Below are 26820 nucleotides of genomic sequence, written 5' to 3'. Positions count from 1 at the left end.
TTTATTCCTTAAAATGGTCTCCAGTATGAACTACTTTCCATGGACTTTGTTTGTTTTCTCTCCCCATAAATATATAACTCCAAGTTCCATCTTCTTTTTGATATTCTAATACATAGATATTTTCTACTGTATAATCTTGCAAGTAGCCGCGATCTTCAGCAGTATAAATTTCTAAAACAGTAGGATCAATGGCATCATATACACTCAGCTTTGTCTTAGGATTTATGTTTAAATTATCTCTTATATAAGTTGCAGCAGTATTATACATTTGCTTATGCTGCTCAGAAGATTGCTCTATTATAGGTCCATTTTGCAGATCATCAACCTCTTTTGGCATATAACCTGTAGTAACATCATTTTCCTCAACTGTTATACTTTCCTCTCTTTTATTTCGAACTTCTTTTAATTTCTTCTTAAGAATTTCCTCTTCAAGTGACTGTGTTTCTTCTATGCCTTGACTTTCTTCTTTTGAAATATCGGTTTTTTGCTCTTCTTGACGATTAACATTTTGTTCAGCAGCTTTTTCTTCTCTGCTACAGGCTGTAAATAGACTGACAAGCATTAGTAATAGCAATATAAATTTAATTTTTTTCATTTTTTAGACCTCCAATATAGACAAAATAATCCTCTAAATTTGCTGTTAAAATATTTCCAGATTTTGGACTTCCTTCTTTTTCAATAAAGCGAACCATGTATTTATCTCCTTGGTTTTTTATTCGAACGACAAATGTTTCTTCTGTAAAATCTTGGAGTTCTTTATTAGTAACTTCTATCTGCTTTACTTTACCTTGAAGCTCTAGAACCATATCTTGAATTTTCCCTTTGTTCTTTACCATCCCTTCACTTAAAATTACTACTTGATCTGTTATTGCTTCAATATCTGATACTATGTGAGTGGAAAATAATATAATTTTATCTTCGCTCATATTAGTAATTATATTGGAAAATCGAATACGCTCATATGGATCAAGTCCTGCTGTAGGTTCATCTAGAATAAGAATCTTTGGATTATTAATAATAGCCTGGCCAATTCCTATCCTTCTTTTCATTCCCCCAGAAAATGTCTTAATTTTCTTTTTATCCACATCCTTCAAATTAACAAACTCTAGAATTTCATAAATTCTTTCTTTTAACCCCTTCTTCTTCATTCCTTTTAAAAGAGCCATGTATTCTAAATAGTCATAGGCTGTGAATCCATCATATATTTCTATATCTTGTGGCATATAGCCAATTTGAGAAAGATAGTCTTTATTATTCCAAATATCTTTCTCACAAAATAACACCTTTCCTGAACTAGGTTTGTCTAAAGTAGCTAGTATCTTCATCAAGGTTGATTTACCTGCTCCATTCTCACCAAGTAGCCCATAGATTCCATTGCTTATTTCTAAATCCACCGACTTAAGTGCTCTTTTCTTTCCAAAACTTCTATTTACAGCTTGTATTTCTAACACATTTTCACCTCATTTCATCATTTCTTTTTGTGCAATATATAAATCTCTATATACTGCTGAATTCTTCATTAAATATGCATGGTTACCTTTTGATTCTATTTCTCCGTCTTTCATAACTATTATTTCGTCATATTTTTTAATATTTTTAAATCTGTGTGTCACTACTATGGATATTGAAAACTTGTCATTAATAATATTTTTTAGTATTTCACTTTCTGATTTTGCATCTAAAGACGCTCCGCCAATGGCAACTCTTAAATTTTTATCATCCTTTACAAGAGTAACTTTTCTTTCTTTATTATTCCAGCCAACTTCGTAGCCAAGCTTTTCAGCAATAAGCCTTAGTGGTAGCATTGCCTTGCCGCCGTCCATGATTACCTCAGCTTCAGGAATTATCTCTCCATTGATGAATAATATAGTTCCGTTCTTAATAGGATAAGTTTTGTCATCGATACATATAATGGCATCTTCAGCTCCCCTATCAGTTCCAAAACTAATTTCCTTTGCACCAGTCTCATCAAGCTTCGCCATAGAAATGCTCATAGACATGGACAAAACTAGCATAAATACTAAAACAAATGATAAAAACTTTTTCATAATAAATCTCCTTTTATCACTTTTTATTGCTTTACCTATATATATTATATACCCCCCCCAGTAAAAGTAAATGGATTTTCGTGATTTTTAACAAATTTGTAAGAAATCATCAAAAAAGCTCTCACAAAAGTGAAAGCCTTTTTATAATATTTATTCGAAACTAACAAAGATTGTAATTTTAACACGAAAGCACTAGCCAGCTACAAATGTCGCCGTATATAAATCTGGATCATTCACATCCATTTCCTTAATAATTGTACCTGATGAAGGTATCTCAAAATAAATCTTTCCATCTGTTCTGTCATAATAAATATCATAAACACCTATAGTGTATTTATAAAATTTTGAAACTTCCCCCAAATAAATCATTCTATCTATTTCCCTTTTAATGTCTTTAAAAACTCCATCAAAACGTTCTTGAATTTCCTTAGATTTTTCAATGCGTTCTCTTGTGCTCTTTTCAAAGTTCTTAAGGCCTTCTGTGCACTTCTTTTGTACTAGCTTCATAGTTTCTTCTCCAGTAGATTTGTCCAAATACTCATGCTCTTCGTCAATAAAGATATTTCTCATAGAAGTAACTATAGTTTTTTCAGGTGATAATGGCATTTGAGTCTCGTAATACTTAGGATATAAACCCTCCATCTCTTTAGTATCAACAACTTCAAGTCCCATAGCCTTATCTATAAAGCTTAGTGGAATATATGTTGTATTATTTATAATCTTAACTAATTTGCCCATCTTATAGTCTTTGCCATCAACACGTGCAGTATTTTTTCCTATAAAAAGCTCAATCGTAGACTTATCTTTTACTAGCATAACTTTTCTCTCATTAGCGTTCCACTCAATCTTGTAGCCAAGTTTCTCAGAAAGCGCCCTGATAGGAATAAGAGGCTTGTCATCTTCAAGAAGAATCTCTACTTTTGGAAGAAGTTCGCCGTTAACAAATAGTATAGTAGCATTTTTTATAGGATATTCCTTCTCGCCTATACTCACACTAGAATCTTTAGCCTCCACATCAAGAGGAAATTCAATTTCCTTAGCACCAGTCTCGTCAAACTTAGCCATTGAAATGTTCATAGACATTGACAAAACTAGCACAAATACTAGAACAAATGATAAAAACTTTTTCATAATAACCCTCCTTTTATCACTTTTTACTGCTTTACCTATATATATTATATACCCGCACAAGTATAAATAAATTGATTTTCATGATTTTTAATAAATTTGTAATAAAGCACTAAAAAGTCCATATTAATGGAGCTTTAAAGCAAGCATCAAAAAAGCTCTCACCGAAGTGAAAACCTTTAAAGTTTTTTAATTTATATTTTCTAAGAAAGCACAAAATTTATAGTGATTTTTTGAAGAAAGAAGAACCCCACCCTTCCACGATGCCGTTTTAGACGAAGTGCATCAAAAAGCGACTGAACCTATATCAATCGCTAGCTGTCTTATATATTTAATTGTTTTAAGTGGGACTTCTTATCCTTACCATTTTAAACTCCTAATTTTGAGTATAAAAAAAGACGATAGAGTTTAATTATCTATCATCTCTTTCATTTCTATTTAATTATTTAGCTCGACAAACTGGGATTTGTCGCTTATTTCCATTCTTGGCTAAGGATTCGCATCATTATAAAATCGCTGTACTCATCGTTATAATAATATGCCTCTTCTAAAATACCTTCCTGCTTGAAACCGATTTTCTTGTAGAATTCCAGTGCATCTGTATTCAACCCTACCACGCCGATCGAGACACGATGCATCTCATACTCATGAAATGCCATGTCCAGCATGATGCGGATTGCTTCCGAACCATATCCTTTATGCTGCATTTCAGGGTCTGGAATAATAATCGTCAGATCGGTTTGGTGCCACGCGGGAAACATACGGAGCAAACCGGTCTCGCCAATAATATTACCGTCAAGATCAGTAATCGTAAACCAAACCGAGTCTTCCGATTTGTGGCTGACGTTAATAGTTCTTTTCTCTTCTTCTTGATCGGTTGTCTTCTCAAATCCGCATTGAAACATAACCTGCGGCTGATTAAACCAATAGGCGAAAAACGGAGCATCTTCTTCTCTTTGCCTGCGCAGTATAATTTTTTTTCCTCTTATTTCTTCATGCTTCATATGGCCTTGCAGTCCTCTCTTTTATCCCGATAAATTCTAATTTATCTAGTTATATTATATCACATAGTCCCTCGCCTGTCTAGACTCTTGCAGTAAATATTACAATCTTGTTATCACTTTTTACTAATATATATATATTGTATGCCCATGCAATTATAAATAAAAGGAATTTTTTGATTCTTAATAAATTTGTAATAAAGCGTTAAAAAAGCTCTCACCAAAGTGAAAGCCTTTAATAATATTTATTCAATAAATACCAAAAATTTCTTTATTTTGCTATACCGTGATTTCGTAAGCACAAAAATTTCGCCTGATTTTTTAGATTAAAGAAGAACCTCGCCTGTAAACAGCCGAGAACCTTTGCGCTACGATGGATTTGCGTTTCCCATCAAAAAAAGCTTCCAAATAAATGAAAGCTTTTAATAATTTATTTATTTCGCTATACCGCAATTTTGCAAAGAAAATCGATGGGATTTGCGTTGTACAGAATTTTTTGGAGTGAGGTGTGCGAACTGCACTCCGCAGCGACAAAAAATTCGAAACTAGCAAAGACCGCGATTTTAATGCAAAAGTGCACTAGTCTTGAGTATATGGTAATAGCGCCACTTGTCTTGCTCTTTTAATAGCTGTTGTGATTTCTCTTTGGTGTTTAGCGCAAGTGCCTGTTATTCTTCTTGGTAAGATTTTACCTTTTTCTGTGATGTATTTTCTTAGTTTTGCTACATCTTTATAATCTATGTGTTCATTCTTTTCTTGGCAGAAAGCACATACTTTTTTTCTAGGTCTGAATCTTCTTTGCATTATATTCCCTCCTTTAATTAAAATGGAATATCCCTATTGCTTCCAGGAGCAAAGCCTTCGTCAACGTTTGAAAAATCTTCGTCGCTACTGAAGTAATCTTCGTGTGATTGGTTTGGAGATTGTGATGTAATATTTCTTCTTTCTAGAAATTCTACTGATGAAGCTATGACTTCTGTTACATATCTTTTTGTACCGTCTTTAGCTTCGTATGTTCTAGATTGAATCCTACCTGTTACTCCAACCATGTTGCCCTTTGAAACATAATTACTGATATTCTCTGCAGTTCTACCCCAAGCTACGATGGAAATAAAGTCTGCTGTTGGCATGTTCTTTGCTTCCATTTCTTCTCTTTTTTCTCTTGATAAACCCTTATCAACAGCTATAGTAAATGTGATAACTGCTTGATTTGTGTTAGGTGTGTATCTTAGCTCAGGATCTCTTGTTAATCTTCCGATTAAACTACATACGTTCATCTCTTCACCTCTTATTTATCTTCGTCTGTTACTATCATGTGACGTAGTAAAACGTCTGTGATTCTTGCAATTCTTGTAAGTTCTAGAATTACAGCTTCTTCTGCTTCAAAGTTCATTAAGAAGTAGTAGCCTTCAGTTTTAAATTTGATTTGGTATGCTAATTTTCTTAGGCCCCAATCATCAGTGTTAGTTACTTTACCTTCTTGTGCTTCGATAACTGATTTTATCCTATCAAGGAATTTATTTCTAGCTTCCTCACTTGTTTCAGGATAAAAAACATACATTGCTTCATATTTTTTCATCTTTCCACCTCCTTTTGGACTTATGGCTCTTTAATAAATAAAGAGCAAGGTTACCTTGTTAGTATATAATAATTTTCCCCATTTGTCAAGAATTTTTTATAAAGATTATTTATATAAATCATCCGCTTGACGTTTAAGCGCATTTCTGACCCTCTCTACCCTTTCGGGAGCAGCATCCCTCTCATTTACTATATGAATGGCAGTGTTCTCAAGCCTTTCTTTTTTATCGAATTCGTTTAATAGTTCTTTGTCAAGGTGCTCCCTGCAAATATCTTTGTCAATGGCTGTGAGCATGAAGGCTCTTTTTGTCCTTTCGCTCACCGATTTGCCCAGTATCATGTCATCGATAGCTATTTTCATTAAATTCACTCCGCCAAGTGTAGCGTAATAAAAAGTTCTGCCTTGTCTAATATTCATCTCAAGTGTATAAATTTTGCCTGTCTTTGAATCTTTTTTGAAATCAAAATTAAATAGTCCTTTATAATCAAGGCTAGATACAATTTTTTCCGCTGTATTAAACATCTCTTCATCGAAATGATCAACTTGAACCAAATGATTACCGACCCACATAGGCCTCATATCAGAGAGTAGATTTCTTGCTAAGACCATTGAGACCTTGCCATTGTGCGCTCTGTAGCCATTAAGCGAGTACTCAGTTCCTTGTCCGCCATGAATATAATCTTGAACTATGATGGAGCCAGTATAATTACTCTTGTAAATCTCTTCAAGTATAGCTAGCGTCTCATCTTTCTTCATCGCGTGATAGCCTTTTTGTATATTGGTAGCATTTGACTCTAAAAAATCGTTATACTCATCAGCTTTTAAAAATGCTTCGCCTTCGATATTAACGCTTTGATAATTATTTTTATTCGCTATAAAAGTTTTTGGATAGGCAACGCCAATATTTTCAAGAATTTTATAAAATTCAGACTTTAGTATGAGTTTTTCAGCCTCTTTTGGATCTGGATATGGTATATGCGCCTTGAAATCGAATTTATCCTCGTTCCTTACAAGCAAATCGACATAGTGCTCAGTTGGTGCGAAGAAAATAAAATCCTCTTCTTCTCTTTCTTTTGCAATTTTATTTAATGTATTTACAAAAACATCATCATCGCTTGAAAAATCCTTAACGATGTGTATATCGGCGATGGCACTTGCAACGAAAGGCACAAGCAGAGCCGCTCCGACAACTATTGGCTTTTCATTATATGCTTCAAAAAAACTTCTTGCAACTGAGTATGAATTGTGATCAGTTCCAAGAATTATAGCGTTATATTTCATAATTTACCTCCAAATCTAATTATATATTTAGTCTACACCATAGACCACGCTTTGTCAACGCTTTGGCATAAAAAAAGAAGACTGAATAATCAATCTTCCTTCATATATTTATCCATGAGTAAAATTTCATCTTCTTCAAGTGTCCTCTTCACATCGATAATTCTTTGATTAGAGGAGCCTCTGAACTTTAGCTTCAAATCTTTTAGGTCTTCGACGAAGCGTCCGTCCACCAAAACATCTATATTCTTCAAGACGTCCATAGCGCCGTCCTTTTCTAAAAGCTCTTCAAAAGTGTAGCCGGAGTAAATCCAAATGTCTTTTTCGCAATTTGCTCTAACTTTTGAGATGAATTCCTTAAGACCAGCTAGGTTATCGAAGGGCTCGCCGCCTAAAACCGATAAACCACTGATATTTGCATCACTTAAGCAATCCATGACCTCTTCGAAGGCTTTTTCGTCAAAAACTTTTCCGAAATGAAAGTTTTGATACTCTTTATTGAAACAGTTCTTGCAATTTAAAGTACAACCCGTCAAGAATATAGTCGTTCTAACGCCTGGGCCGTTCGCTATGTCGTACTTCCTAATTTGCGCGTAATTCATTATATGTGAAGTACCCTTTGCTTTATCTCCTTAGTTTTGCCTTCATTCCAGAAGTTTTCGCCAAGGTAGCCGCATGTCCTTCTTGTAACATTCATCTTAGCTTGGTCTTTGTTGTGGCATTGTGGGCATTCCCATTCGTTATGATCATTGATAATGATCTCGCCATCATAGCCGCAAACGTGGCAATAGTCTGATTTTGTATTGAATTCTGCATATTGAATATTGTCATAGATGTATTGAACTATAGTTTCAAGCGCTTCTAAGTTATGACCCATGTTAGGTATTTCAGCGTAACTGATACATCCACCCTTTGAAAGTGTTTGGAACTGAGCCTCAAACTTAAATTTATCAAATACAGATATATTTTCTCTAACATCAACATGGAAAGAGTTTGTGTAATAACCCTTGTCAGTTACATTTTTAATTTCGCCGAATCTTTCAAGGTCCTTCTTAGCAAATCTATAGCAAAGACTTTCAGCAGGAGTGCCGTAAAGCGCATAACCAAGACCATCTTCCATCTTCCAAGAATTTAATTTTTCATTCATAGTTCTCATAACTTTTAGCGCAAAATCAGTCGCGTGCTCGTCAGTATGAGTAGTGTGGCGAACTAGATAAGTCGCTTCATATAGACCTATATAGCCCAAAGTTACAGTTGCATAACCATTCTCAAGAAGTGGTCTGATTGGCTCATGCTCTTCAAGTCTTGCGATAGCGCCGTGTCTCCAGTGAATTGGAGATGAATCGCTTGTAACATTCTTTAATATATCGTATCTAAGTAGACAAGCCTTTCTGCAAAGGTCAAGCCTCTTGTCAAGAATTTCAAAAAATTTATCTTCGTCGCCGCCGCTAACAATAGCTATTTGCGGTAAATTTAGAGAAACAACACCCATGTTGAATCTGCCGTCAAATTTGTAATTGCCGTCCTTATCCTTCCATGGCGATAAAAACGCTCTGCAGCCCATAGGCGCAAAAACATTGCCTTCATAATTTTCTCTCATCTTCTTAGCAGAGATATAGTCAGGATACATCCTCTTAGCAGTACATTTTATAGCAGTTTGAGTTAAGTAATAGTATTTTGAATCCTTGTGAATATTATTTTCATCAAGCACATAAACAAGCTTTGGAAAAGCTGGTGTTACATAAACACCACATTCGTTCTTGATACCTTGAATTCTTTGCTTTAAAATCTCCTCGATAATCATAGCAAGCTCTTTTTCGTACTCGAATCCTTCATCTTCCATGTGCATGAAAAGAGTAACGAAAGGCGCTTGACCATTCGAAGTCATAAGAGTATTTATTTGATATTGTATAGTTTGTATGCCGCTTTCAAGATCCCTTTGAGTAAGTTTTCTTGCTAGCTCGTCTTGCTTTGCCTCGTCATCAAACATTTCCTTAGCAAGCTTCAAATTCTTTTCGTAGCTGCGTCTTAAGTACTTCGCAAGACATTTTATGTCAATGGATTGGCCACCATATTGGTTTGATGCGATTTGAGCAATGATTTGCGTCATGACATTACAAGCAACTTGGAAAGATCTTGGGCTTTCAATCAATTTGCCATTAACAACAGTGCCGTTGTCAAGCATGTCCTTCATATTAACAAGGCAGCAGTTAAACATAGGTTGAATGATGTAGTCCATATCATGCAAATGGATAGAGCCTTCGTCGTGTGCTTGAAGCAAGTCATCATCAATCATAAGTCTTCTAGCAATGTCCTTAGATACTTCGCCAGCAATCAAATCCCTTTGAGTAGATGCGATGTGAGCATTTTTATTAGAATTTTCCTTCATTAAGTCACTATTTTTTCTATCAAGAAGACCGATAATGCTCTCGTCAGTAGTGTTAATCTTTCTTTTAAAAGCTTGAACAGCCTTGTAATTTTCATAACTTCTAGCAGTAGCCGGATTTTTGTTCTCGATAAGCTTGTAATAAACCTTGTCTTCGATATCATAAATCGAAAGAGGTCTCTCAGCCACAACAGCTTCCCTTTTAATTTCGTCAGCTATCTTTTCAGCAAGACCTTCTTCATATACCCCAGTTGAAGAATTCATCGCTTTTTTAATAGCTACAACAATCTTAGATTCGTCAAATGGCACTTTTTCGCCGCTTCTCTTGAATATATACATCTTATACCTCCACAATATTTTGATTGCTTCTCCCGTTCGCAATTATTATTATACTACATATAGTGGCGATTATCAATAGTAAAATATAAATAATTTGTTAAGATTTCTTCATATATTTTCATGAGGTGAAGCGATTTTATTTGTTTTTTTTGTATATACAGAAAAAAAAGAAGACAAATGCCTTCTTTATTATAAATTTATATATATTTTTATTTAAACAAAATTTTTTATTTACAAATCTTAAAATAATCGATTCACACCAAACCATCTTTCTTCACTAATTCTTGAAATAAAGAAGAACCTGACCCATTTACAAAGCTTCGCTTTGAATGGGTGCCCAGAACCTTGGTGCTTCGCACTACGATGCATGGGACGTAGTGGAGCTTTGAGACAAGCGGAGTGTTTTATCATTATTTCATAAATAAAATGTTTTAATAAATCGATTCACACCAAACCATCTTTATTCACTAATTTTGCTGGAAAAATGTGATGATTACGCGAAATGGAGCTTTGAGGCAAGCGGAGCGTACTAATGGTACGTGAGCATTGCTGAAAAGCGAACAAGTTCCAGTCGCAATTTTAACGCAAAATCATTTATTTGAAGCGGTAATCTCCAAACCACGGATACACCTTCTCCTCAATTTCCTTCTTAGGTATGCTAAGTGCACTTAGTGCGCCAATGTTGGCATTCTTACCTACTAGTGAAGCTGTCTCCAGCTTATCTGAGTGAACTCTACCTATACCAACTTGCAAGATGGATGTAGCGATTGTGCCTCCCGGGATATTTGTCTTAACGTTTTTATTGATTGTGTTCCAAATTGAACCTATCTTTAATATATTTTCAGGTCTTAGGACTTTTTTAGCAAGTGCCTTTATAAAATCTTGTTGTGTCCTTTGTCTACCATAGTCTGCTACACCGTAGCTGGAGTCTTTATAACCTTTTCTAAATCTTAATAGGCCTATGACGTTGTCCTTAGTGATAGTTTGCTTGCCTTTTTTAAAGTTGATGTGTAATTCGTTTCCTTTTGTTGTGTCATGGTATTTCATGTCAACTGGCACGTCAAATTCAACTCCGCCAACGATGCCTACTAGCTCCTCTACTGCCTTGTAGTCAACTCTTACGTAGTAGCGAACGTCAAGCTTTAGCCAGTCTCTAACTGTTTTAAGTGTTAGTGCTGGTCCGCCATATGAGTGAGCGTGTGTTAATTTATCATCTTTACCTCTAATTTTTACTATACTATCACGAGGAAGGCTTAGCATCTTGATTGAGCCGTCATCGAAGTTTACTTTGCAAAGCATCATTGTGTCTGATCTTTGTCCTCTCATCTCTTTTTGACCGGCATCTCTTTTGTCTATACCCATAAGTAAGAAGCAAAGCTCGTTGCCGTGCTCTTCTTTAAGTACTTTCTGATCGTCTGGGAATATTGGGTTTAGCTCCTCTTCTGTTTCTTTGTTCTCTTCAGGTGTTTCGTCCTCTACTTCATTTTCTTCTATATTGTTATTTTTTAATTCTCCGTTATCTATCTTGGTTTGCGCCTTGTAAAATACAAAACCAAATGCCAAGAAGGCAACTATGAAAGATATTACAAATTTCTTTTTCATAATCAAACTCCTTTTACCCTCATATTATAATACATGGGCGGAGATTTTTCAATAGGCTTTGCAAATTTGTTAAAATTTTGTTAATTCTTTAATTTTTCCATAAAAATAGAGCCGCATAAACGGCTCATGATGATATAAATTTATTTTGCTATAAATTTTTTAAATTTATCTGCGAAATTTTTGATTCTTTCTTTATTTTCTTGAATAAATTTTCCTTCTGCATCTGCAAATGGTACAGCTATGAAATTACTTGCGTCGATATTTGCTCTTAGTTGGTGAAGAACTGCTATGAGTTCTTTTTGTGCAAGTCTTGTTCCGTCAAGCCCCATAGTGACTCCGACTAGGGCAAAATTTTTGCCTCCTATAAGGTATTTTCCTTCTTCGTTTGGTCTCGATAGCCAGTCAATCATGTTCTTGACTGTGCCTGGAACTGAGTAATTGTACTCAGGTGAAGCGATGATAACGCCTTCTGCTTCTCTGATATTTTCTCTAATCTCCTTGATCCAAGATTCTTCTGGTTTTTCAAGGTCCCCATTAAACATTTTAAAATCGTCTGGATAATATTCTACGATATCGTAATCATCAAATTCTTTTTCTATTTCCTTTGCTAATAGTTTATTCAGTGAGCCCTCTCTTTGTGAGCCTATTAAAAATACTAATTTCATTTCATCACTCCTTCCTAAACTATATACCCAAATCTATTAATTATAATGCTTAAGTCCCAAAATCAAGTCTCTGAATACGCTTGCAAGATAGAGTGAACCTGCAACAACTATGAGCGCATCCTCTGTATATAGCTCAAGTGCCTTCTTGTAGGCTTCTTTGTTATCTTTAATAAAGTATATGCCGTCCTTGTCCCCGATGGCCTCCTCAAGTTTTTCGAACTCAAAATCTCTGCCCTTGAAAACAAGGCTAGTCACGATAAATTCAGCGTTTAGTCCCTCAAAAGTCTCGAAAACTTTTCTATAATCTTTATCTTTCAAAAACGATGTAATCATGATGACTTTTTTATTAAGTCCAAGCAAATATTTTTTAAGCTCTGCAGCGCTCGCCTCGTTGTGTGCACCATCTATGATGATGTATGGGTCTTTCTTAACAGTCTCTATGCGGCATGGCCACTTAACTTCGCTAAGTCCTTTTTTTATGGCCTCATCGCTTATATCGAGTCTAAATCTATCATTAAGGTCTTTTGCCACCCATACTGCCATGGCTGCGTTTTTTGCTTGAAATTCGCCAGCTAGGCTTACGCTGTAATCCTCGCCATCGTATAAAAATTCAGTCTCTGTGCCAGTTTTTCCTATGCGCAGGGATTTATCATCCAAAACTTTTACCTTGGCGTCAACTTTTTTTGCTTCGTCCTTAATGACATCTATAACATTATCCCCTTGAGGGTAGACATAAACCGTGTCAAACGGCATAATGATGCCCGCTTTATTAAAAGCAATTTCTTCTAAGGTATTGCCAAGTACATTTTGATGGTCATAATCAATTTTCATAATGACATCAGCTGCCTTTGTAGTAAAACAGTTTGTTGAGTCATAAAGCCCACCAACGCCCACCTCGAAGATGGCGAAGTCCACGCCTTCATCGGCAAAGTACATAAGTGCGATGAGTGTAACTATTTCAAAATAAATGCAATTTATTTCAAGCTCATTTATTTTATCAACTATGGTTTTTAAATAATGATAAAATTTTTCTGGCGGAATAAAATCGCCATTGATACGGATTCTGTCGTTCATCCCTTCAATCGAAGGCCCAACGAAGATGCCAGTCTTAAGATTTGCCTCTCTTAAAATATTGTCAAGTATTATACAAAATGAGCCCTTGCCAACAGTTCCTGCAACGTGAATCACATTTAACTTACTTAGGTCAACGCCAAAAATTTCTATGAGTCTCTTCATGTTCTCATTGCTAGTCATATCGCGCTTGTGCTTAGTCGCGCCATAAAGCCCATCAAGTATCTCGCTTGATTTTTCAAAATAATTTATCATTTCAATATATAACCTATGGACCAAACAGTTTTGATGTATTTATGGTCCGGGTCAATCTCCTTTAGCTTATTTCTGAGGTTTGATATGTGTACGTTGATGGTGTTGTCTGAGTAGATATCGTCTTCCCAAACTGATCTATAAAGATTTTCTTTTGTAAAAACTTTTTTTGGATTTTCAATTAAAAGTCTTAATAGCTTATACTCCATGCGAGTTAAATTAAGAGGCACTTCTTTAAAACTAATAACGTTGTTATCGTTATCAAGATAAAAGTCCTCGAAGTGCACAGCCTTCTCTCCAAGCCTATTGTAAGCGTTTGAACGTCTTAGCTGAGCTCTAACACGGCTGATAAGCTCGTCAGTGTCGAATGGCTTAGTGATGAAGTCATCGCAGCCAAGGTCAAGGCAGCCAAGTCTAGTCGCTTTATCAATCTTAGCCGATAAAACTATGATTGGCATCTTCATGTTCATGGATCTCGCGTAATTAATCACGTCCTCACCCATTAATTTAGGCATCATAAGGTCAAGAAGCATTAAATCCACCTCGTTATTCTTTAGGTAGTCAACCGCTTCAGCACCATCAAATACTTGCTTTGTCTCAAAACCGCGCTCACTTAAGAGCTCTTTAATTAAATTGTTTATGTCTTTATCGTCTTCAACTATTAATATCATAAGAACACCTCATCTTAATTATATAATGAAATCGGGATAATAGCAAGAAAAAAAAGTAAATAACTTGCACACAAAACATCTTGACAATTGCAAAAATTTGTTATAGAATAAATTTGGAGAAGCGACATTAATATTAGTTTGTTAAGAGTAGCTACTACTCTTTATTTTGCATGCTAATTATAGGGGATTAATTTTAATTAATCCTTTTTTATCGCTTAATACATACAAAGCGTATGTAAATATTTTGTAGGAGGCTTTATTATGAAGAAAAGATTTTTATCTCTTCTATTTGTCGTTCTAATGTTATTCAATGTTTGCTATGCAAAACCAGTATCATTAAACGCAAAAGATTTAGTAAACGAAAATTCAAGAACATATATTGAGTTTTCATCATTAAAAGACTACGGTCTTAAAACAGAAATGAAAGACAGTGCTTATACTGTTAGCGATGGCAAGGCAAGCTTGGTCTTCAAAAAAGATACTAACGAGTTCACTGTTAATGGAACTAAGTTTGCTATGGATGCAAAGACAAAAGTTAAAGGAAACGAGTTTTTAATTCCATTAAGAACTTTATTTGAAACACTAAACTATACAGTTTCTTGGGATCAAAAGACAAAATCTCTAAAGATTGAAAAGAACAAAGAAAATACTCTTCCAGTAAAAGAAGATACTTACACTGTAACAAAAACTCATAAAAAAGTAGCATCACTTGCACCAAGCGTTACAGAAATAATGTTTGACCTAGGTGCACAAGATATGCTTGTAACAAGAACTGATTACTGCAATTACCCTGCAGCAGCTGCCAAAATTACTTCAGTTGGCAAAATGAATGAACCATCAATCGAAAAAATTATCGCTCAAAAGCCAACTGTAGTCATAGCTCAAACACATTATAAAGAAGATGTTTTAAACCAACTAAAAAAGGCTGGCATGGAAATTATGGCTATGAAAACTCCAAACTCAATGGAAGAAACATATTCATCAATCAGAACTATAGCAACTATAGTTGATAAAAACTATGAAGGAAGAGCTCTCATCTCAACTATGAAGGGTAAAATTACTCAAGTTTCTCTTAAGACAAATAAGCTTAATAAGCCAAGCGCATACATAGTTGTAGGCACTGGCGAAAGCGGCGAGTCCACTCACGGAAAAGATTCATTTATGAATGAAATCTTAAAGATCTGCGGCTATGTTAATGCAGGTGAAGACGCTGAAGGCTGGAGCTATACATTAGAAAAGCTTATAAAGAAGAATCCAACTTATTTATTAACTCCAGCTTGGGCAATGGAAACTATAAAAACAGGAGCTGCCTACAAAGGTCTAAGCGCTGTTAAAAACGGAAAAGTTGTTCAAATCAATGACGATATCTTCTCAAGAGCATCAAACAGAGTTGTTACAGAAGGTTTAAAAGAGCTTCTAAAGATTGCTCACCCAGAAGTAATTAAACAATTAGACTTTTAATGAAAAAAAATCTATTTTTATCTGTATCTTGCGTTGTGCTATTCGCACTGATGGTCTATGCAGTAACTTTGGGCTCGGTATATATAGAAGCTAAAGTTATTCTTAGATCGATACTAGAATGGATAAAATATGGGATGGATGGGGTCACATGCGATGACTCCATCCGTTTTATTATCTTCGAAGTAAGACTGCCAAGAATTATACTTGCTGTGCTTACTGGAAGCCTTTTATCCATGGCAGGAGCAGTCTATCAAGCAATATTTCAAAATCCCATGGCAGACCCATACGTCATCGGTATATCATCAGGTGCAGCCTTTGGTGCGACCATCGCCATCATATTCTTGCCGCCAATGATACTTCTTGGTAACTCCATAGTAAGCTTAGCAGCTTTTGTATGCGCCGTCTTTACAAGTATACTTGTGTATTTTATCTCAAAAACAAAAAGAGGCGTTGATACATTCTCACTCTTGCTAACAGGAGTTATCTTCAGTACGGTGCTATCTAGCTTTATCTCCTTAATCATGCTTGCCCATCAAGACGAAGCGATGAAAATTATGACTTGGACCATGGGAAGCTTCAATGCAAAAAGCTGGAACCACGTATTAACGATTCTTGTGCCGACAGTTGTGGGCATATTCTTCACCATATACCACGGCAAAGACTTAAACGTCCTTGTTATGGGCGATGAAGAAGCCGAGGCGATGGGGCTAAACACAAAAGTATTAAAAAGAAACATGCTGCTTATTTGTGCGCTTCTAACATCCATTGCCGTATCAGTCAGCGGTATCATAGGCTTCGTTGGGCTTATAGTGCCGCACTTCATAAGACTAATTTTTGGAAGCGAACACAAATTTTTGCTTAAAGCTTCGTTTGTGTTTGGAGCAATATTTATGCTTCTTTCAGACACAATCGCTCGCTCACTTATAGGTGGCTTTGAAGTTCCAGTAGGTATCATCACCTCACTCATAGGCGGACCATTATTCTTAATATTACTAATAAGATATAGGAGAAGTTTAAGATGAATATACTAGAAGTAAAAAATTTATCCTTCTCCTATGGGGATAAAAAAGTTTTAGATGATATAAGCTTTAAGATTGATTATGGTGAAAAAGTCATCATCATAGGACCAAATGGCTGCGGCAAGACAACACTGCTTAGAATAATTTCTGGCTATCTCAAAGCAGATAGAGGCGAAATTATTCTTGACGGAAAAAATTTGCACGCATATGATAATAAAAGTAGAGCCAAAATACTTTCTATGATGTACCAAGAAAACAGATCTGCTTTTGATTTTAAAGTTAAAGAAGTTGTTGAGATGGGCCGCTATCCATATCTAAGATGGGATGCGAAATTATCTAAACAGGATAAAGATGCCGTTGAAGAAGCCATAGCACTCATGAACTTAGAAAAATTAAGAGAACAGTCTATATTAAAAATATCTGGAGGCGAAAAAGCTCGTGTCATGGCGGCAAAAACATTCGCGCAAGAGCCGCGCCTTATGCTCATGGATGAACCAGTAAGTGCGATGGATATAAAACAAGAGTTTCATCTTATGAACATAGTGAAAAAAAGTAAGACAAGTTACGCTATAGTTCTACACGATCTAAACTTAGCAGGAGCCTTCGCAGATAAAATCGTGCTTATGAAAAAAGGACGTATAATCTCTATCGGCACAGCGAAAGAAGTATTGACAGAAGAAAACATAAAAAAAGTCTACGAAGTTGATTCAGAAATCATTATCAAAAACGATAGACCTTATGTGATACCACTTAATGGCGATTATTAATATATATATATAAATCTCATGAGATAAGCTCATGAGATTTTTATTCTAGCAGAAAAAGTGGATAGATATCTATCCACAAAGTATTAATACGCATTTATTAAATTGTGTAAACCAATTTTGCTTTGATAAACCTCACGCATAAGCTTTTCAATGGTATAGCCCTCCATGAGTTTTGTTTTAACAAAGGTCCTTAGCTCGTCATAAAAATCAAAGGTGCGCTTAGTGCTCTCAAGCCTTGTATAAACCTTCCAATAACGGCAATAAACGTAGTTTTGGCCTTGATTTTCAATAAAGCCAATAACATCGTCAAGAGGAAATCCTAAAAAGATACCAATTTCATGAGGAAATTCAAAATGTCTAAGCTTAGATTTAAGAACCGAGATACAAACATCTAAATCGTTTGACTCATATCCGTATTCACTTAAAAATTTAGCAATCCTTGATTTTTTAAGGTACCTAGCAAGCCTTTCTTCGTTATATACAAAAAGCTGCATCCTCTCATCGCACTCGCAAAGCTTTTCAATCGCTATGCCATAAGGCTTTAAAAGGATTTTGTAATTAGAAAGAAATTCTTCATTACTTGCAAAATCCATCTTAGATACAGATATTAAATTCGATAGCTTGGTCCCCATAAGCACAGGAGAACAGTGATTGGCAAGGATATGCTCAAATTTTGCGTCTCGCATGAATCTCTTCCTTTCATTTTATTGGTTAGCCTTAACTAACCTCTTATTGATATATTAGCATAAGCTAACTAATATGTCAAGCCTTTTTTATTCTCTCGATAGATATAAAATGAGTGGATATGTTATGAAAACAGCTAAACTGCCAACGAATATACATATATGAGCCTCAAATCTATTTGCTAAAAATCCGTAGAACATATTGCCAAGAGGTATCGATGATAGAACAAGCATTCTAAGTACTGATAAAATCCTACTTCTGTACTCATCCTTGACATTCTTTTGAAAGAAAACCTGTGTCGCTATATTAAGAGGCATAACTGAACTAATTATTAAGCAGTCAAAAATAGTTATTAAGATAACGCTAATAATTGCATTATTTTCCAAATCCAAGCTGCCGTAGTAAACAGCGGCTCCCATTAAAAAGATGCATGTGGCTATAGATAAAGAAGCATACTTCAATAATTTTAAAGGCTTAAATTTTTTAACTACAGGAAGTATTATAAATGGCAGAGTTATGCTCACTAATGAAGTTATCGTTCTATAGACACCATAAACATATTCATCAAGCTTAAAAACTTCTAAAAAAACATAAGTTATAATTACTGAGCAAACTGCATCAAAAGAAAAATTTATTAAAGGAGCTACAACGACAAAGACTTTAGCGAATTTATTTTTGCTTAGCTCAAGTAGACCATCTTTAAAATCTGTAAAATAGCTTTTAAAAGAATTTTTCTCATCTTGATTGCCCTTGACTGCAAAAGGCGTTTTTATAAAGAAATTTAAAATAAATGTTAAACTCATCAAAGCGCAAACCAAAATAAAAGATCCACTCAAAGCAAATTGCTTGTAGATAAATGCCGCAAGCATAGGTGTAGTCACATATACAATGCCATCATCCACCTTTGAAAAAGCGACAGCTTCCTCCATAAGATCCTGATCAATAATCTCAGCGAGTATCGAATTTTCCGCCGCATTGTAAAAAACCTCAATCATCTCAAGAAGAATTACAAGAGCGTAAACCGCAATAAGAGAAATGTTTTTGTAAAAAATTGCAAATATCGCATATATTAGCATAAGAAGAGCCTGGGCAAAGTTTAAAACCTTCATTATATCTATACGTCTTAGCCTGTCGCCTAAAACGCCAGCTATGGGTGTCAGTATTATCCTCGGAATTATAATTATAGAAAGTATAGAGGCATAAATCAAAGGCGAGCCAGTCATATCCAAGATGTATAAAGCCAAAGCAAATTGCAAAATATTTGACGAGCCCATCGACAAAGCGCTCGCGAAAAAATAGCTTAAATAACTTTTGTTTTTAAGTAAATTTTTCATAGAAAGCTTCATTAATAAGCCTCCTTTCTTTAAAAACATTAATATTGATTACATGTTAGCACATGCTAACTAATATGTCAAGAGTTTTTATGTTGATAATATTTTTCGCTCAACAATTAAGGTAGATAAAATGTTTATAGTTCTTTAAAATATTAATCCAAGCAAAAAATTTTAGCAAAAGATATTTATATAAAATAAAATCGTGATCAAAAAACAATTCTTACTCAAAAATAAAATCACATTAAAAAAACAATTCTTATTCAAAAATATATTTGCACTTAAAAGATAATTTATAGCAAAAAATAAATTTACAACAAAAAATATAGTTTTGCAAAAAATAAATAAATATCCCCCGGCCTAGCCGGGGGTTTTTCTCATGCGGCCCAAAGGGCCTGTATTACTAGCCACGCCTCAAGGACGTTGGTTAATCTGTCACTTGCAAATTATACTAGCTACCCTTTAAAAGGGTCTATTGTATCAAATGTCAGCTGTTCACTAAGCTGGTCTTGTTTCAATTGATTTTGTATATACTCTTGTATGATTTTTGTATTTTTTCCTGCTGTATCTACATAATAACCTCTACACCAAAATTGACGTCCTCTGTACTTATATTTTAAATTGCCCCATTTTTCATAAATCATTATACTGCTTTTTCCTTTTAAGAATCCCATGAAGCTTGATACTGCTAATTTGGGTGGTATTTCTACCAACATGTGTACATGATCTGGGCAAACTTCTGCTTCTATTATATTAACTTCTTTCCAACTACATAATTCTCTTAAAATTTGTCCTATTTCAAGTCTTTTATCTCCAAAAAATTCTTTCCTTCTATACTTGGGTGCAAACACTATGTGGTATTTGCAATTCCATTTAGTATGTGATAAACTATGTGTGTCATTCAATGACATTTTTAATTCCTCCCTTATTTGATTTTATATTGCAATTGACAGATTACAATTATATTATATCAAATAGGGAGGTTTTTTGTCTGTTTATCACCGCTAAAGCTAAACTGAACCCCCAGTCTAACTGGGGGTTTTCTAATACAACAAAGCGTTCACCTAAGTGAACGCCTTGTTCTTTATATGGTTTTAAAGAAGAAATTTATTTTTTGCTTTCTTCGTCTTTTAATTTTTCCATCTCTTCTATTGCTTCGCTCTTTCTTCTTATAGAGTGAAGTATAAGTGTAACTGTAACGACTGCATAGGAAATGAATGTTCTTAGGTACTCACCTATCATTGAGTTACCTGTGATATTAGCTCCTGCTGTAGGCATTACTATAAACATCAAATGGAAAAGTACTGTACCTACAAGGGCATTTTTGATTGTCGCCTTTGATACGCTCGCGCCGCCTATTAGTAAAGCTGCTGCTGCATATAGTGCTGTTTGGTCTGCACCGTTATATGTGTTTAAGTTACCGATGTTTTGTAGATAGATAATTTGTCCGAATGATGCCATAACTGTTGAGATTACGATGGCTTTAAGTCTTGTCTTGTCAACGTTTATACCTGCGTCTTCGGCTATCTTCATATCGGCTCCAACGGCTCTCATGTCTTGGCCTAATTTTGTTTTTCTAAACCAAACTATGAAAAGACAAGCTAGTACGATAACTATGAATGTTGCTATTGGTAATTGAATACCTAGAACTGATATGTCTTGACCAATGATTCTATCTAATAATTTATCAAGTCCTTTTTGACTTTGTAGGTCGATTGCATTTCTAACGCCGTAGCCACGTGATAAAATTAAGCTCTTGTTAGCGAATGGAATTACTCCACCAAAAATATATAATACAAAGAATTGATAAACACCTGTCATGAAGTAACCAAGTATCATGGATGTGATCATTTCTCTTGATTTTGCTTTGTTTAATACGCCACCTGCGAATAAACCAAGTATAATTGAGATTGGGATGGATACAAGTGCAGCAATTATAATTGCTGGTAGGCCTGTAATACCCCAGTTTTCAACGAATATAAGTGCAATTTGTCCTGCCATGGCTCCTAGTACCATACCAAAGTTTATGCCTAGACCGGCAACTATAGGTATTAGTAGTGAAAGTACCAAAAATGCGTTTCTTGCAAATCTTATAACTACTTGTGAAACCAAAAATTGTGGTGTGAATCTACTAAAAACTATACCTATTGCGCATATGATGATAAACATCACAGGAACGGTGTATTCATTTACTGTAAAGAATTTATTACGCTTTTTCATTATTTTCCACCCTCCTTACGTGTTAAGGCAAATAGTATAAGTCCGTTTGATATTATAAGTCTTAAAACTTCTGATATATCTACCTTTATTGCTGTGTTAATAACTGTTGGTGTCATTGTTAATATACCTTGGAAAAGTAGTGTACCTATTAAAACGTTCTTTATATTAGCTTTTTTAATGGATGCACCGCCAAGTAGTATGGCTGCAACGCTTGGGAAAGCGAAGAATTGTGGTGCGTTATACATTTGAACGAAGCCGTAACTTTGTTCATAGATAACCATACCGGCTGCGCCTATAGCACATGAAAGGATTACTGCTAGCATCCTTGTCTTGTTGATGTGTGCACCTGCTGCTCTTGCGTAATTTTCGTTTGAGCCAACAGCTGTCATTGTAGTACCTTTTTTAGATTTAAAGAAAAGATAAACTAAATATGCAAATATTGCAAAAACTATAAACATACCTACTGGTATAAGTAATTTGTCTCCTAATTCACTTGCTGTATCAAGCTCTATACCAAGTATACGAGAGAAGGCTTTCTCCCAATATGCCTTTAAAGATATAGTTGTTCTTAAACCTTCACCATTGAAACCCATAACTGATTCTGGATTTCTAAATGGAAGTACTACCCAAAATATATTCATTAGTGCGATGAATGAGAAACCAACGTATGTTGCGATAATCATTTCGTCGCCTTTTACTCTATTTAAGATTAGGCCATAAACCCAGCCAAAGATTGCTCCGAAAAGCATTCCTAGACCAAGTGCGAATGTTACGCCGCCTATACCTGTTAATCTTAATTCAAGTGATAAAACTGCTCCTAGCATACCACCTATAAGTCCAACTGGCAAACCGAAGTTAAGTCCGCAGCCCGCTTGTATCATAGGTATCATTGATAATACTAGTATTGCGTTCATACCAAAACGTGTTAGAACGTCTATGAATGATCTTTTTAAGTCAACGCCTATAAATGATCCAACTATGAAAAGTCCTACTATGAAAAAGAAAATAATTATTCTAGGAAGTCCGACTCTTTTAACAAAACTTTCTTCTCTCATATTCTACACCTCCTCCGGTTTTGTTCCGGCCATCATTAGTCCAAAGTACTCTACCGGATCTGTAGGCAATAGCTCTCCAAAAACTTTTCCTTCGAATATAACAAGTATTCTGTCAGCTATGCTTCTTAACTCTTCAAGTTCACTTGATATGATGACTATGGATGTTTCATGCTCTCTGTTATACTTTCTAAGTGCTTCAAGTACAAGTGATTTCGCACCGATATCTATACCACGAGTTGGTTCTGATACAAATAAGAATTTTGGCTCAAGTGCAAATGCCTTTGCCAAACATACCTTTTGTTGGTTACCACCTGATAAGTTCTTTGCTTTTTCACTTGGACCTTGAGTCCTTATTTCAAGCTCGTCAATGTATTTAAGAGCGGCTTCTTTCATCGCCTTATCATCTCTAAACTTAAATGGTCCGACCTTCTTTGTGAATCTATCGTTAACCATCATAGCATCGAAGGCTATGTTCCAGTCAATTCCTTCATCAAGAAGAAGTCCAACACCACGACGATCCTCTGATACAAAGGCTAGGTTCTTCTTCAAAACTTCCTTTGTATGTGCGATATCTAACGGCTCGCCTTCATAGGTAACAGTTCCGCCCGATGGGTATAGACCCATGATTCCGTTTGGAATACCAAGTTTACCTTGACCAGCTAGACCACATACGCCAAGTATTTCGCCTTTTTTAACCTCGAAGGAAACATCACGAACCGACTCACCTGGCATATCTACATAAAGGTGTTCAACCTTCATTATAGTCTCATCGCCAACTTCTCTTAGCTCTTTAGTTTGTTCCTTCTTTGACATATCACGGCCAACCATCCAGCTTGCTATCTCCATGATATTAAGGTCTTTATTTTCAGTATCTTTTATAATTTCTCCGTCACGAAGAACTATGACTTGATCACAAACGTCGATTATTTCACGAAGTCTGTGTGAGATGAAGATAATGGCAATACCTTTTTTCGCAAGTCTCTTCATCGCATCGATAAGTATATCGGCTTCCGACTCAGTTAGTACCGCAGTCGGCTCGTCCATGATAATAATTTTTACTTTTTCTTTAGAAAGCTCTCTAGCTATCTCCAAAAATTGCTTGTGACCAACTGGCATATCTTTTGCTAGCGTCTTTGTGTTTATGTCAACACCAAGCTTTTCTATAGCTTCTTTAGCCTTTTCTTCCATCGTAGATCTCTCTAATGTTTCCAATTGTTTGCCAAATACAGCAGAGATTGGATTCTTTTTAGTGATTTCACGATTTAACAATATATTTTCTGTTGCAGTAAACTCTGGAATTAATGAAAACTCTTGATGCACCATACCGATACCGGCATTTAATGCGTCTATAGGGTTTTTAAAATTAACTTTTTCGCCATCGATAAGAACATCTCCTTCATAGCCACCAGTCTCTTTAATGAAACTCATACCAAAGAGTATGTTCATCATGGTCGATTTACCAGCACCATTTTCTCCTACAAGTCCTAGGATCTCTCCTTCTTTAAGTTTGAATGAAACATCCTTTAAAACGTGATTACCGGAGAAGCTTTTTCCTACATTTCTAAACTCTAATATTTCGCCCATAAAAAACCTCGCCTTCCAATAATGTTAAACGGAGCAGCAATGAAGCCGCTCCGTCCATTAATCAAATATGTCTATTTCTTAGATTGATAATCTTCTAGCATCTTATAGATATCAGGAACTTCTTCATCAGTCATCTTCAAGAAACCTTTACCAAATGCGTAAGTGTCTTGTAGTACTAGTATATGGTTCTTTCTTTCTTCCATGCTTGTTCTGTCAACATAAGTTGAAACATTCCATGCAGCACCTGGAGTCATGTCGACTAATACAGTCTTAACATCATCTGTATTCATCATGTCTTTACCAGATTCAACCATTCTCTTACCAAGTTCGATAAGGGCTTGAGTAGTTGAGAAACCGTATGAATATTTCCAAGTACCCATTCTACCAGGGTTCTTTTCAGATAATACTTCTTCTTCTTTTTCAACTATCTTATTGAAATCACCAGCAGCTTCTTTAAGGTCAAGTCCTAGAGCTCCTGGATATCCAAGTATTGGAGATGGTAAGTCTTGTTCTACGAAGATTGCTCCTAATTCAGAGATTTTTAATAGCATTGGTTCAGTATGAGCATCGTTTGTTGCAAAGAATGCAGTATCTTTACCATATTTTTGTACCCAAGCTGGCATTTGTTCCAAAATAAAGTTTTGTGCGCCTGGGATACCGATATCACTTGTTGGGTCTGGTGCAGTTTCCATAGCAAATTCCATACCGATCTTATCACAAGTTGCTTCCATTATATCTTTTCTTAAAGACAATAGTTCGATTGACATATGTCTTGGGAAAGAAACGTGAACGAATTTCTTAGCGCCCATCTTTTGAGCTGCTAGTGGGATTAAATATCCACGAGTAACGTTATCTGGGTCGATAACTAGGTCAGCTGCGCTTTCGATAAGGTTAGGGTCTTCTTGAGAGTTAGATACGAAGCAGTAGATGTCAGGACGTCTTTCCTTAACTTGCTTAAATGCTGCTGCAGTTCCAGGAACACCTTGGTTAACAACGATAACTTTTAGTTTAGGGTCGTCAGCAAGAGAAACTATTTGTTGGATAGTTGTTTCTTGTTCAGCAGAGAAGTTATCAGGATAGTTCTTGTGAACGATAAGTCCACCTTCCTTAGCGTCTCCGTACTTTTTGATCATAGCTTCACAACCACGTTGTTCGTCTTCAGATTGTGATACAGTACCAGTTACAACACCGATGTGGAAATCACTAGCTTCAGTAGCTTCTCCGTCTTTAGCTTCGCCGTCTTTAGCTTCGCCATCAGTAGCTTCAGTAGCTTTTTCGCCTTCAGTCTTGTTTGCGTCAGTAGCAGGTGCATCGTTTTTGTTACATGCTACTAGAGAAAACATCATAATTAGCGCGATTAACATCGCAAGTACTCTTTTCATCATAAAACCTCCTCGTACTTTAATGTCCTCTTAGCTTAAGATAATTTCAACGGATCTTAAGTTATAATTCAAAGAGCCCTAATCTCGTGAGATAACTCCCTTAGCTTGAATAGCCTAACGGTGTTTCTTGTAGTCACGATAGCTATGTTACACTTTATCAAGTGGAAGCTCTTTTATATATTATAGCACTTTATGTTATAAAATACAAGTCTTTTTGAAATTTTTATATAAAAATTTGCAAATATGTGCATACAACACTACTTTATGAGTATCATATGCAATATATGAGTCACTTGCTTGCAATATTTTTACCTACTTAAGCAGGAAAAGTGCTAAGATGCTATAAGGCTTTTCATAAAAAATATAGCACCCATATATATGAGTACTACATAGATTATAATCTTTCTCTACAATAGTTTTTCTACTTCTTTTTCTAGTGCCTTTGGTGTCTTTTGTGAAGCAAATCTATCTACAACGTTTCCTTCTCTATCTATCAAAAACTTTGTGAAATTCCATTTGATATCGTCGCCTAAGATGCCGCCCTTTTCTTTTTTCAAAAATTTGTATAATGGATTAGCGTCATCGCCATTGACATCAATTTTTGACATCATAGGAAAAGTCACACTGAATGTAGAAGTGCAGAAGTTTTTTATCTCTTCATTGCCGCCTGGCTCCTGCGATCCAAATTGGTTGCATGGAAAGCCTAAGATGACAAAACCTTGGTCCTTATACTTTTCATAGAGTTCTTCAAGACCTTCGTATTGCTTGGTAAAGCCGCACTTACTAGCTGTGTTAACTATGAGTACTACTTTGCCCTTATATTCTGACATAGATACATCTTCACCAGATATATTCTTAACTTTATAATCGTAAAACATTTTTACCTCCTTATATATAAGTAATTGTCCTCTATATTATATATACCCATAAGCATGAAAAAAGTCTTATGGACTTGCCACAAGACTTTTTTTACATTTTATAAAAGCTAAATTAATTTATTCAATGTATAGTAATTGAAGAGCCTCGTCCATAAATGTCCGAGAACCTTGGTGCTTTGCACTTGAGATTGATTAAGGACGTTCTATCGCTAAATAATTTCAGCGTACTAATTTTTAGGAAAAATTAGATGATTGAGCGATGTGAACCGACGAGGCAAACTAGGTCCTATAATCACTTTATTCTCCATACAGTAATTGAAGAACTTAGGACTATACGTCCTAAAACCTTTGCGCTATGCAGAGCAAATTAGATGATTGAGCGACGTTCTATAGCTAAATAATTTCGGCGTACTAATTTT

At 35.4% G+C, this 26820-nt stretch carries 26 protein-coding genes; 3 read left to right on the top strand and 23 right to left on the bottom strand.

Annotation, left to right across the window (positions count from 1 at the left end; all coding sequences use genetic code 11):
- Position 1 precedes the first annotated feature (1 nt).
- The 15 genes from BN30_RS04265 to BN30_RS04195 form a co-directional block, all read right to left on the bottom strand.
- Positions 2 to 595: a hypothetical protein gene (locus BN30_RS04265; protein ID WP_019214275.1), complete on the bottom strand. Its 594-nt coding sequence runs from the start codon at positions 593 to 595 to the stop codon at positions 2 to 4.
- A complete protein-coding gene (locus BN30_RS04260) occupies positions 582 to 1451 on the bottom strand; it encodes an ATP-binding cassette domain-containing protein (RefSeq protein ID WP_019214274.1) in 870 nt (289 codons plus the stop codon). The genes BN30_RS04265 and BN30_RS04260 overlap by 14 nt, the downstream gene beginning before the upstream one ends.
- A 9-nt stretch (positions 1452 to 1460) precedes the next feature.
- On the bottom strand, positions 1461 to 2048 hold the full coding sequence (locus tag BN30_RS10230; protein WP_019214273.1) for a copper amine oxidase N-terminal domain-containing protein: 588 nt from the start codon (positions 2046 to 2048) through the stop codon (positions 1461 to 1463).
- Between the two features lie 192 nt (positions 2049 to 2240).
- Entirely contained in the window at positions 2241 to 3179 is a 939-nt protein-coding gene (locus BN30_RS04250; protein WP_019214272.1) for a stalk domain-containing protein, read from the bottom strand.
- Positions 3180 to 3649: 470 nt separating this feature from the next.
- Positions 3650 to 4180, bottom strand: coding sequence for a GNAT family N-acetyltransferase (locus BN30_RS04245; protein ID WP_019214271.1), 531 nt, complete (start codon positions 4178 to 4180; stop codon positions 3650 to 3652).
- Positions 4181 to 4756: 576 nt separating this feature from the next.
- The gene (rpsR, locus tag BN30_RS04240; RefSeq protein WP_019214270.1) at positions 4757 to 4981 is read right to left on the bottom strand and encodes a 30S ribosomal protein S18; all 225 of its coding nucleotides are present in this window, start codon (positions 4979 to 4981) and stop codon (positions 4757 to 4759) included.
- Between the two features lie 17 nt (positions 4982 to 4998).
- Positions 4999 to 5454: a single-stranded DNA-binding protein gene (locus BN30_RS04235; protein WP_019214269.1), complete on the bottom strand. Its 456-nt coding sequence runs from the start codon at positions 5452 to 5454 to the stop codon at positions 4999 to 5001.
- 11 nt (positions 5455 to 5465) lie between these two features.
- Positions 5466 to 5756 (bottom strand): 30S ribosomal protein S6, encoded by a 291-nt coding sequence (gene rpsF / locus BN30_RS04230; protein WP_019214268.1) that lies wholly within the window; start codon positions 5754 to 5756, stop codon positions 5466 to 5468.
- A gap of 105 nt (positions 5757 to 5861) precedes the next feature.
- Positions 5862 to 7037, bottom strand: coding sequence for a carboxylate--amine ligase (locus BN30_RS04225; protein ID WP_019214267.1), 1176 nt, complete (start codon positions 7035 to 7037; stop codon positions 5862 to 5864).
- A gap of 89 nt (positions 7038 to 7126) precedes the next feature.
- Positions 7127 to 7636 (bottom strand): anaerobic ribonucleoside-triphosphate reductase activating protein, encoded by a 510-nt coding sequence (nrdG, locus tag BN30_RS04220; protein ID WP_019214266.1) that lies wholly within the window; start codon positions 7634 to 7636, stop codon positions 7127 to 7129.
- Entirely contained in the window at positions 7636 to 9759 is a 2124-nt protein-coding gene (gene nrdD / locus BN30_RS04215) for an anaerobic ribonucleoside-triphosphate reductase (RefSeq protein WP_019214265.1), read from the bottom strand. Before nrdD ends, nrdG begins: the two co-directional genes overlap by 1 nt.
- Before the next feature lie 594 nt (positions 9760 to 10353).
- The gene (locus tag BN30_RS09000) at positions 10354 to 11361 is read right to left on the bottom strand and encodes an LCP family protein (RefSeq protein WP_019214264.1); all 1008 of its coding nucleotides are present in this window, start codon (positions 11359 to 11361) and stop codon (positions 10354 to 10356) included.
- Positions 11362 to 11501: 140 nt separating this feature from the next.
- Positions 11502 to 12026, bottom strand: a complete 525-nt coding sequence (locus tag BN30_RS08995; protein ID WP_019214263.1) for an NADPH-dependent FMN reductase — start codon at positions 12024 to 12026, stop codon at positions 11502 to 11504.
- Positions 12027 to 12062: 36 nt separating this feature from the next.
- Positions 12063 to 13352 carry a bifunctional folylpolyglutamate synthase/dihydrofolate synthase gene (locus tag BN30_RS04200; RefSeq protein ID WP_019214262.1) on the bottom strand — a complete coding sequence of 430 codons (1290 nt, stop codon included), beginning with the start codon at positions 13350 to 13352 and terminating at the stop codon, positions 12063 to 12065.
- A complete protein-coding gene (locus tag BN30_RS04195) occupies positions 13349 to 14020 on the bottom strand; it encodes a response regulator transcription factor (RefSeq protein WP_019214261.1) in 672 nt (223 codons plus the stop codon). The genes BN30_RS04200 and BN30_RS04195 overlap by 4 nt, the downstream gene beginning before the upstream one ends.
- Before the next feature lie 261 nt (positions 14021 to 14281).
- On the opposite strand from BN30_RS04195, the gene BN30_RS09600 reads away from it, so the two are divergent.
- The 3 genes from BN30_RS09600 to BN30_RS04180 are packed head-to-tail and all read left to right on the top strand — an operon-like array spanning position 14282 to position 17267.
- A complete protein-coding gene (locus BN30_RS09600; protein WP_019214260.1) occupies positions 14282 to 15481 on the top strand; it encodes a helical backbone metal receptor in 1200 nt (399 codons plus the stop codon).
- On the top strand, positions 15481 to 16503 hold the full coding sequence (locus BN30_RS04185) for a FecCD family ABC transporter permease (protein ID WP_019214259.1): 1023 nt from the start codon (positions 15481 to 15483) through the stop codon (positions 16501 to 16503). Before BN30_RS09600 ends, BN30_RS04185 begins: the two co-directional genes overlap by 1 nt.
- Positions 16500 to 17267: an ABC transporter ATP-binding protein gene (locus BN30_RS04180; RefSeq protein ID WP_019214258.1), complete on the top strand. Its 768-nt coding sequence runs from the start codon at positions 16500 to 16502 to the stop codon at positions 17265 to 17267. Before BN30_RS04185 ends, BN30_RS04180 begins: the two co-directional genes overlap by 4 nt.
- A gap of 83 nt (positions 17268 to 17350) precedes the next feature.
- Here the strand turns inward: BN30_RS04180 and BN30_RS04175 are convergent, their stop codons facing one another.
- From BN30_RS04175 to BN30_RS04140, 8 genes are all read right to left on the bottom strand, one after another.
- Positions 17351 to 17953 (bottom strand): DUF3793 family protein, encoded by a 603-nt coding sequence (locus BN30_RS04175; protein ID WP_019214257.1) that lies wholly within the window; start codon positions 17951 to 17953, stop codon positions 17351 to 17353.
- Between the two features lie 87 nt (positions 17954 to 18040).
- A complete protein-coding gene (locus BN30_RS04170) occupies positions 18041 to 19297 on the bottom strand; it encodes an MFS transporter (RefSeq protein WP_019214256.1) in 1257 nt (418 codons plus the stop codon).
- Positions 19298 to 19737: 440 nt separating this feature from the next.
- Positions 19738 to 20193, bottom strand: a complete 456-nt coding sequence (gene tnpA / locus BN30_RS04165; protein WP_019214255.1) for an IS200/IS605 family transposase — start codon at positions 20191 to 20193, stop codon at positions 19738 to 19740.
- Between the two features lie 196 nt (positions 20194 to 20389).
- On the bottom strand, positions 20390 to 21502 hold the full coding sequence (locus BN30_RS04160; RefSeq protein ID WP_019214254.1) for an ABC transporter permease subunit: 1113 nt from the start codon (positions 21500 to 21502) through the stop codon (positions 20390 to 20392).
- The gene (locus tag BN30_RS04155) at positions 21502 to 22557 is read right to left on the bottom strand and encodes an ABC transporter permease subunit (RefSeq protein ID WP_019214253.1); all 1056 of its coding nucleotides are present in this window, start codon (positions 22555 to 22557) and stop codon (positions 21502 to 21504) included. Before BN30_RS04155 ends, BN30_RS04160 begins: the two co-directional genes overlap by 1 nt.
- Positions 22558 to 22560: 3 nt before the next feature.
- Positions 22561 to 24141, bottom strand: coding sequence for a sugar ABC transporter ATP-binding protein (locus BN30_RS04150; RefSeq protein ID WP_019214252.1), 1581 nt, complete (start codon positions 24139 to 24141; stop codon positions 22561 to 22563).
- Between the two features lie 71 nt (positions 24142 to 24212).
- Entirely contained in the window at positions 24213 to 25526 is a 1314-nt protein-coding gene (locus BN30_RS04145; RefSeq protein WP_026880656.1) for a DUF3798 domain-containing protein, read from the bottom strand.
- 404 nt (positions 25527 to 25930) lie between these two features.
- Positions 25931 to 26401: a glutathione peroxidase gene (locus tag BN30_RS04140; protein WP_019214250.1), complete on the bottom strand. Its 471-nt coding sequence runs from the start codon at positions 26399 to 26401 to the stop codon at positions 25931 to 25933.
- Between the last annotated feature and the right edge of the window lie 419 nt (positions 26402 to 26820).

The sequence above is a fragment of the Fenollaria massiliensis genome (assembly GCF_000312505.2).
GTDB classification, from domain to species: domain Bacteria; phylum Bacillota; class Clostridia; order Tissierellales; family Peptoniphilaceae; genus Fenollaria; species Fenollaria massiliensis.
The sequence above is the reverse complement of the archived record's forward strand: the minus strand, read 5'-3'. Positions and strand labels throughout refer to the sequence as shown.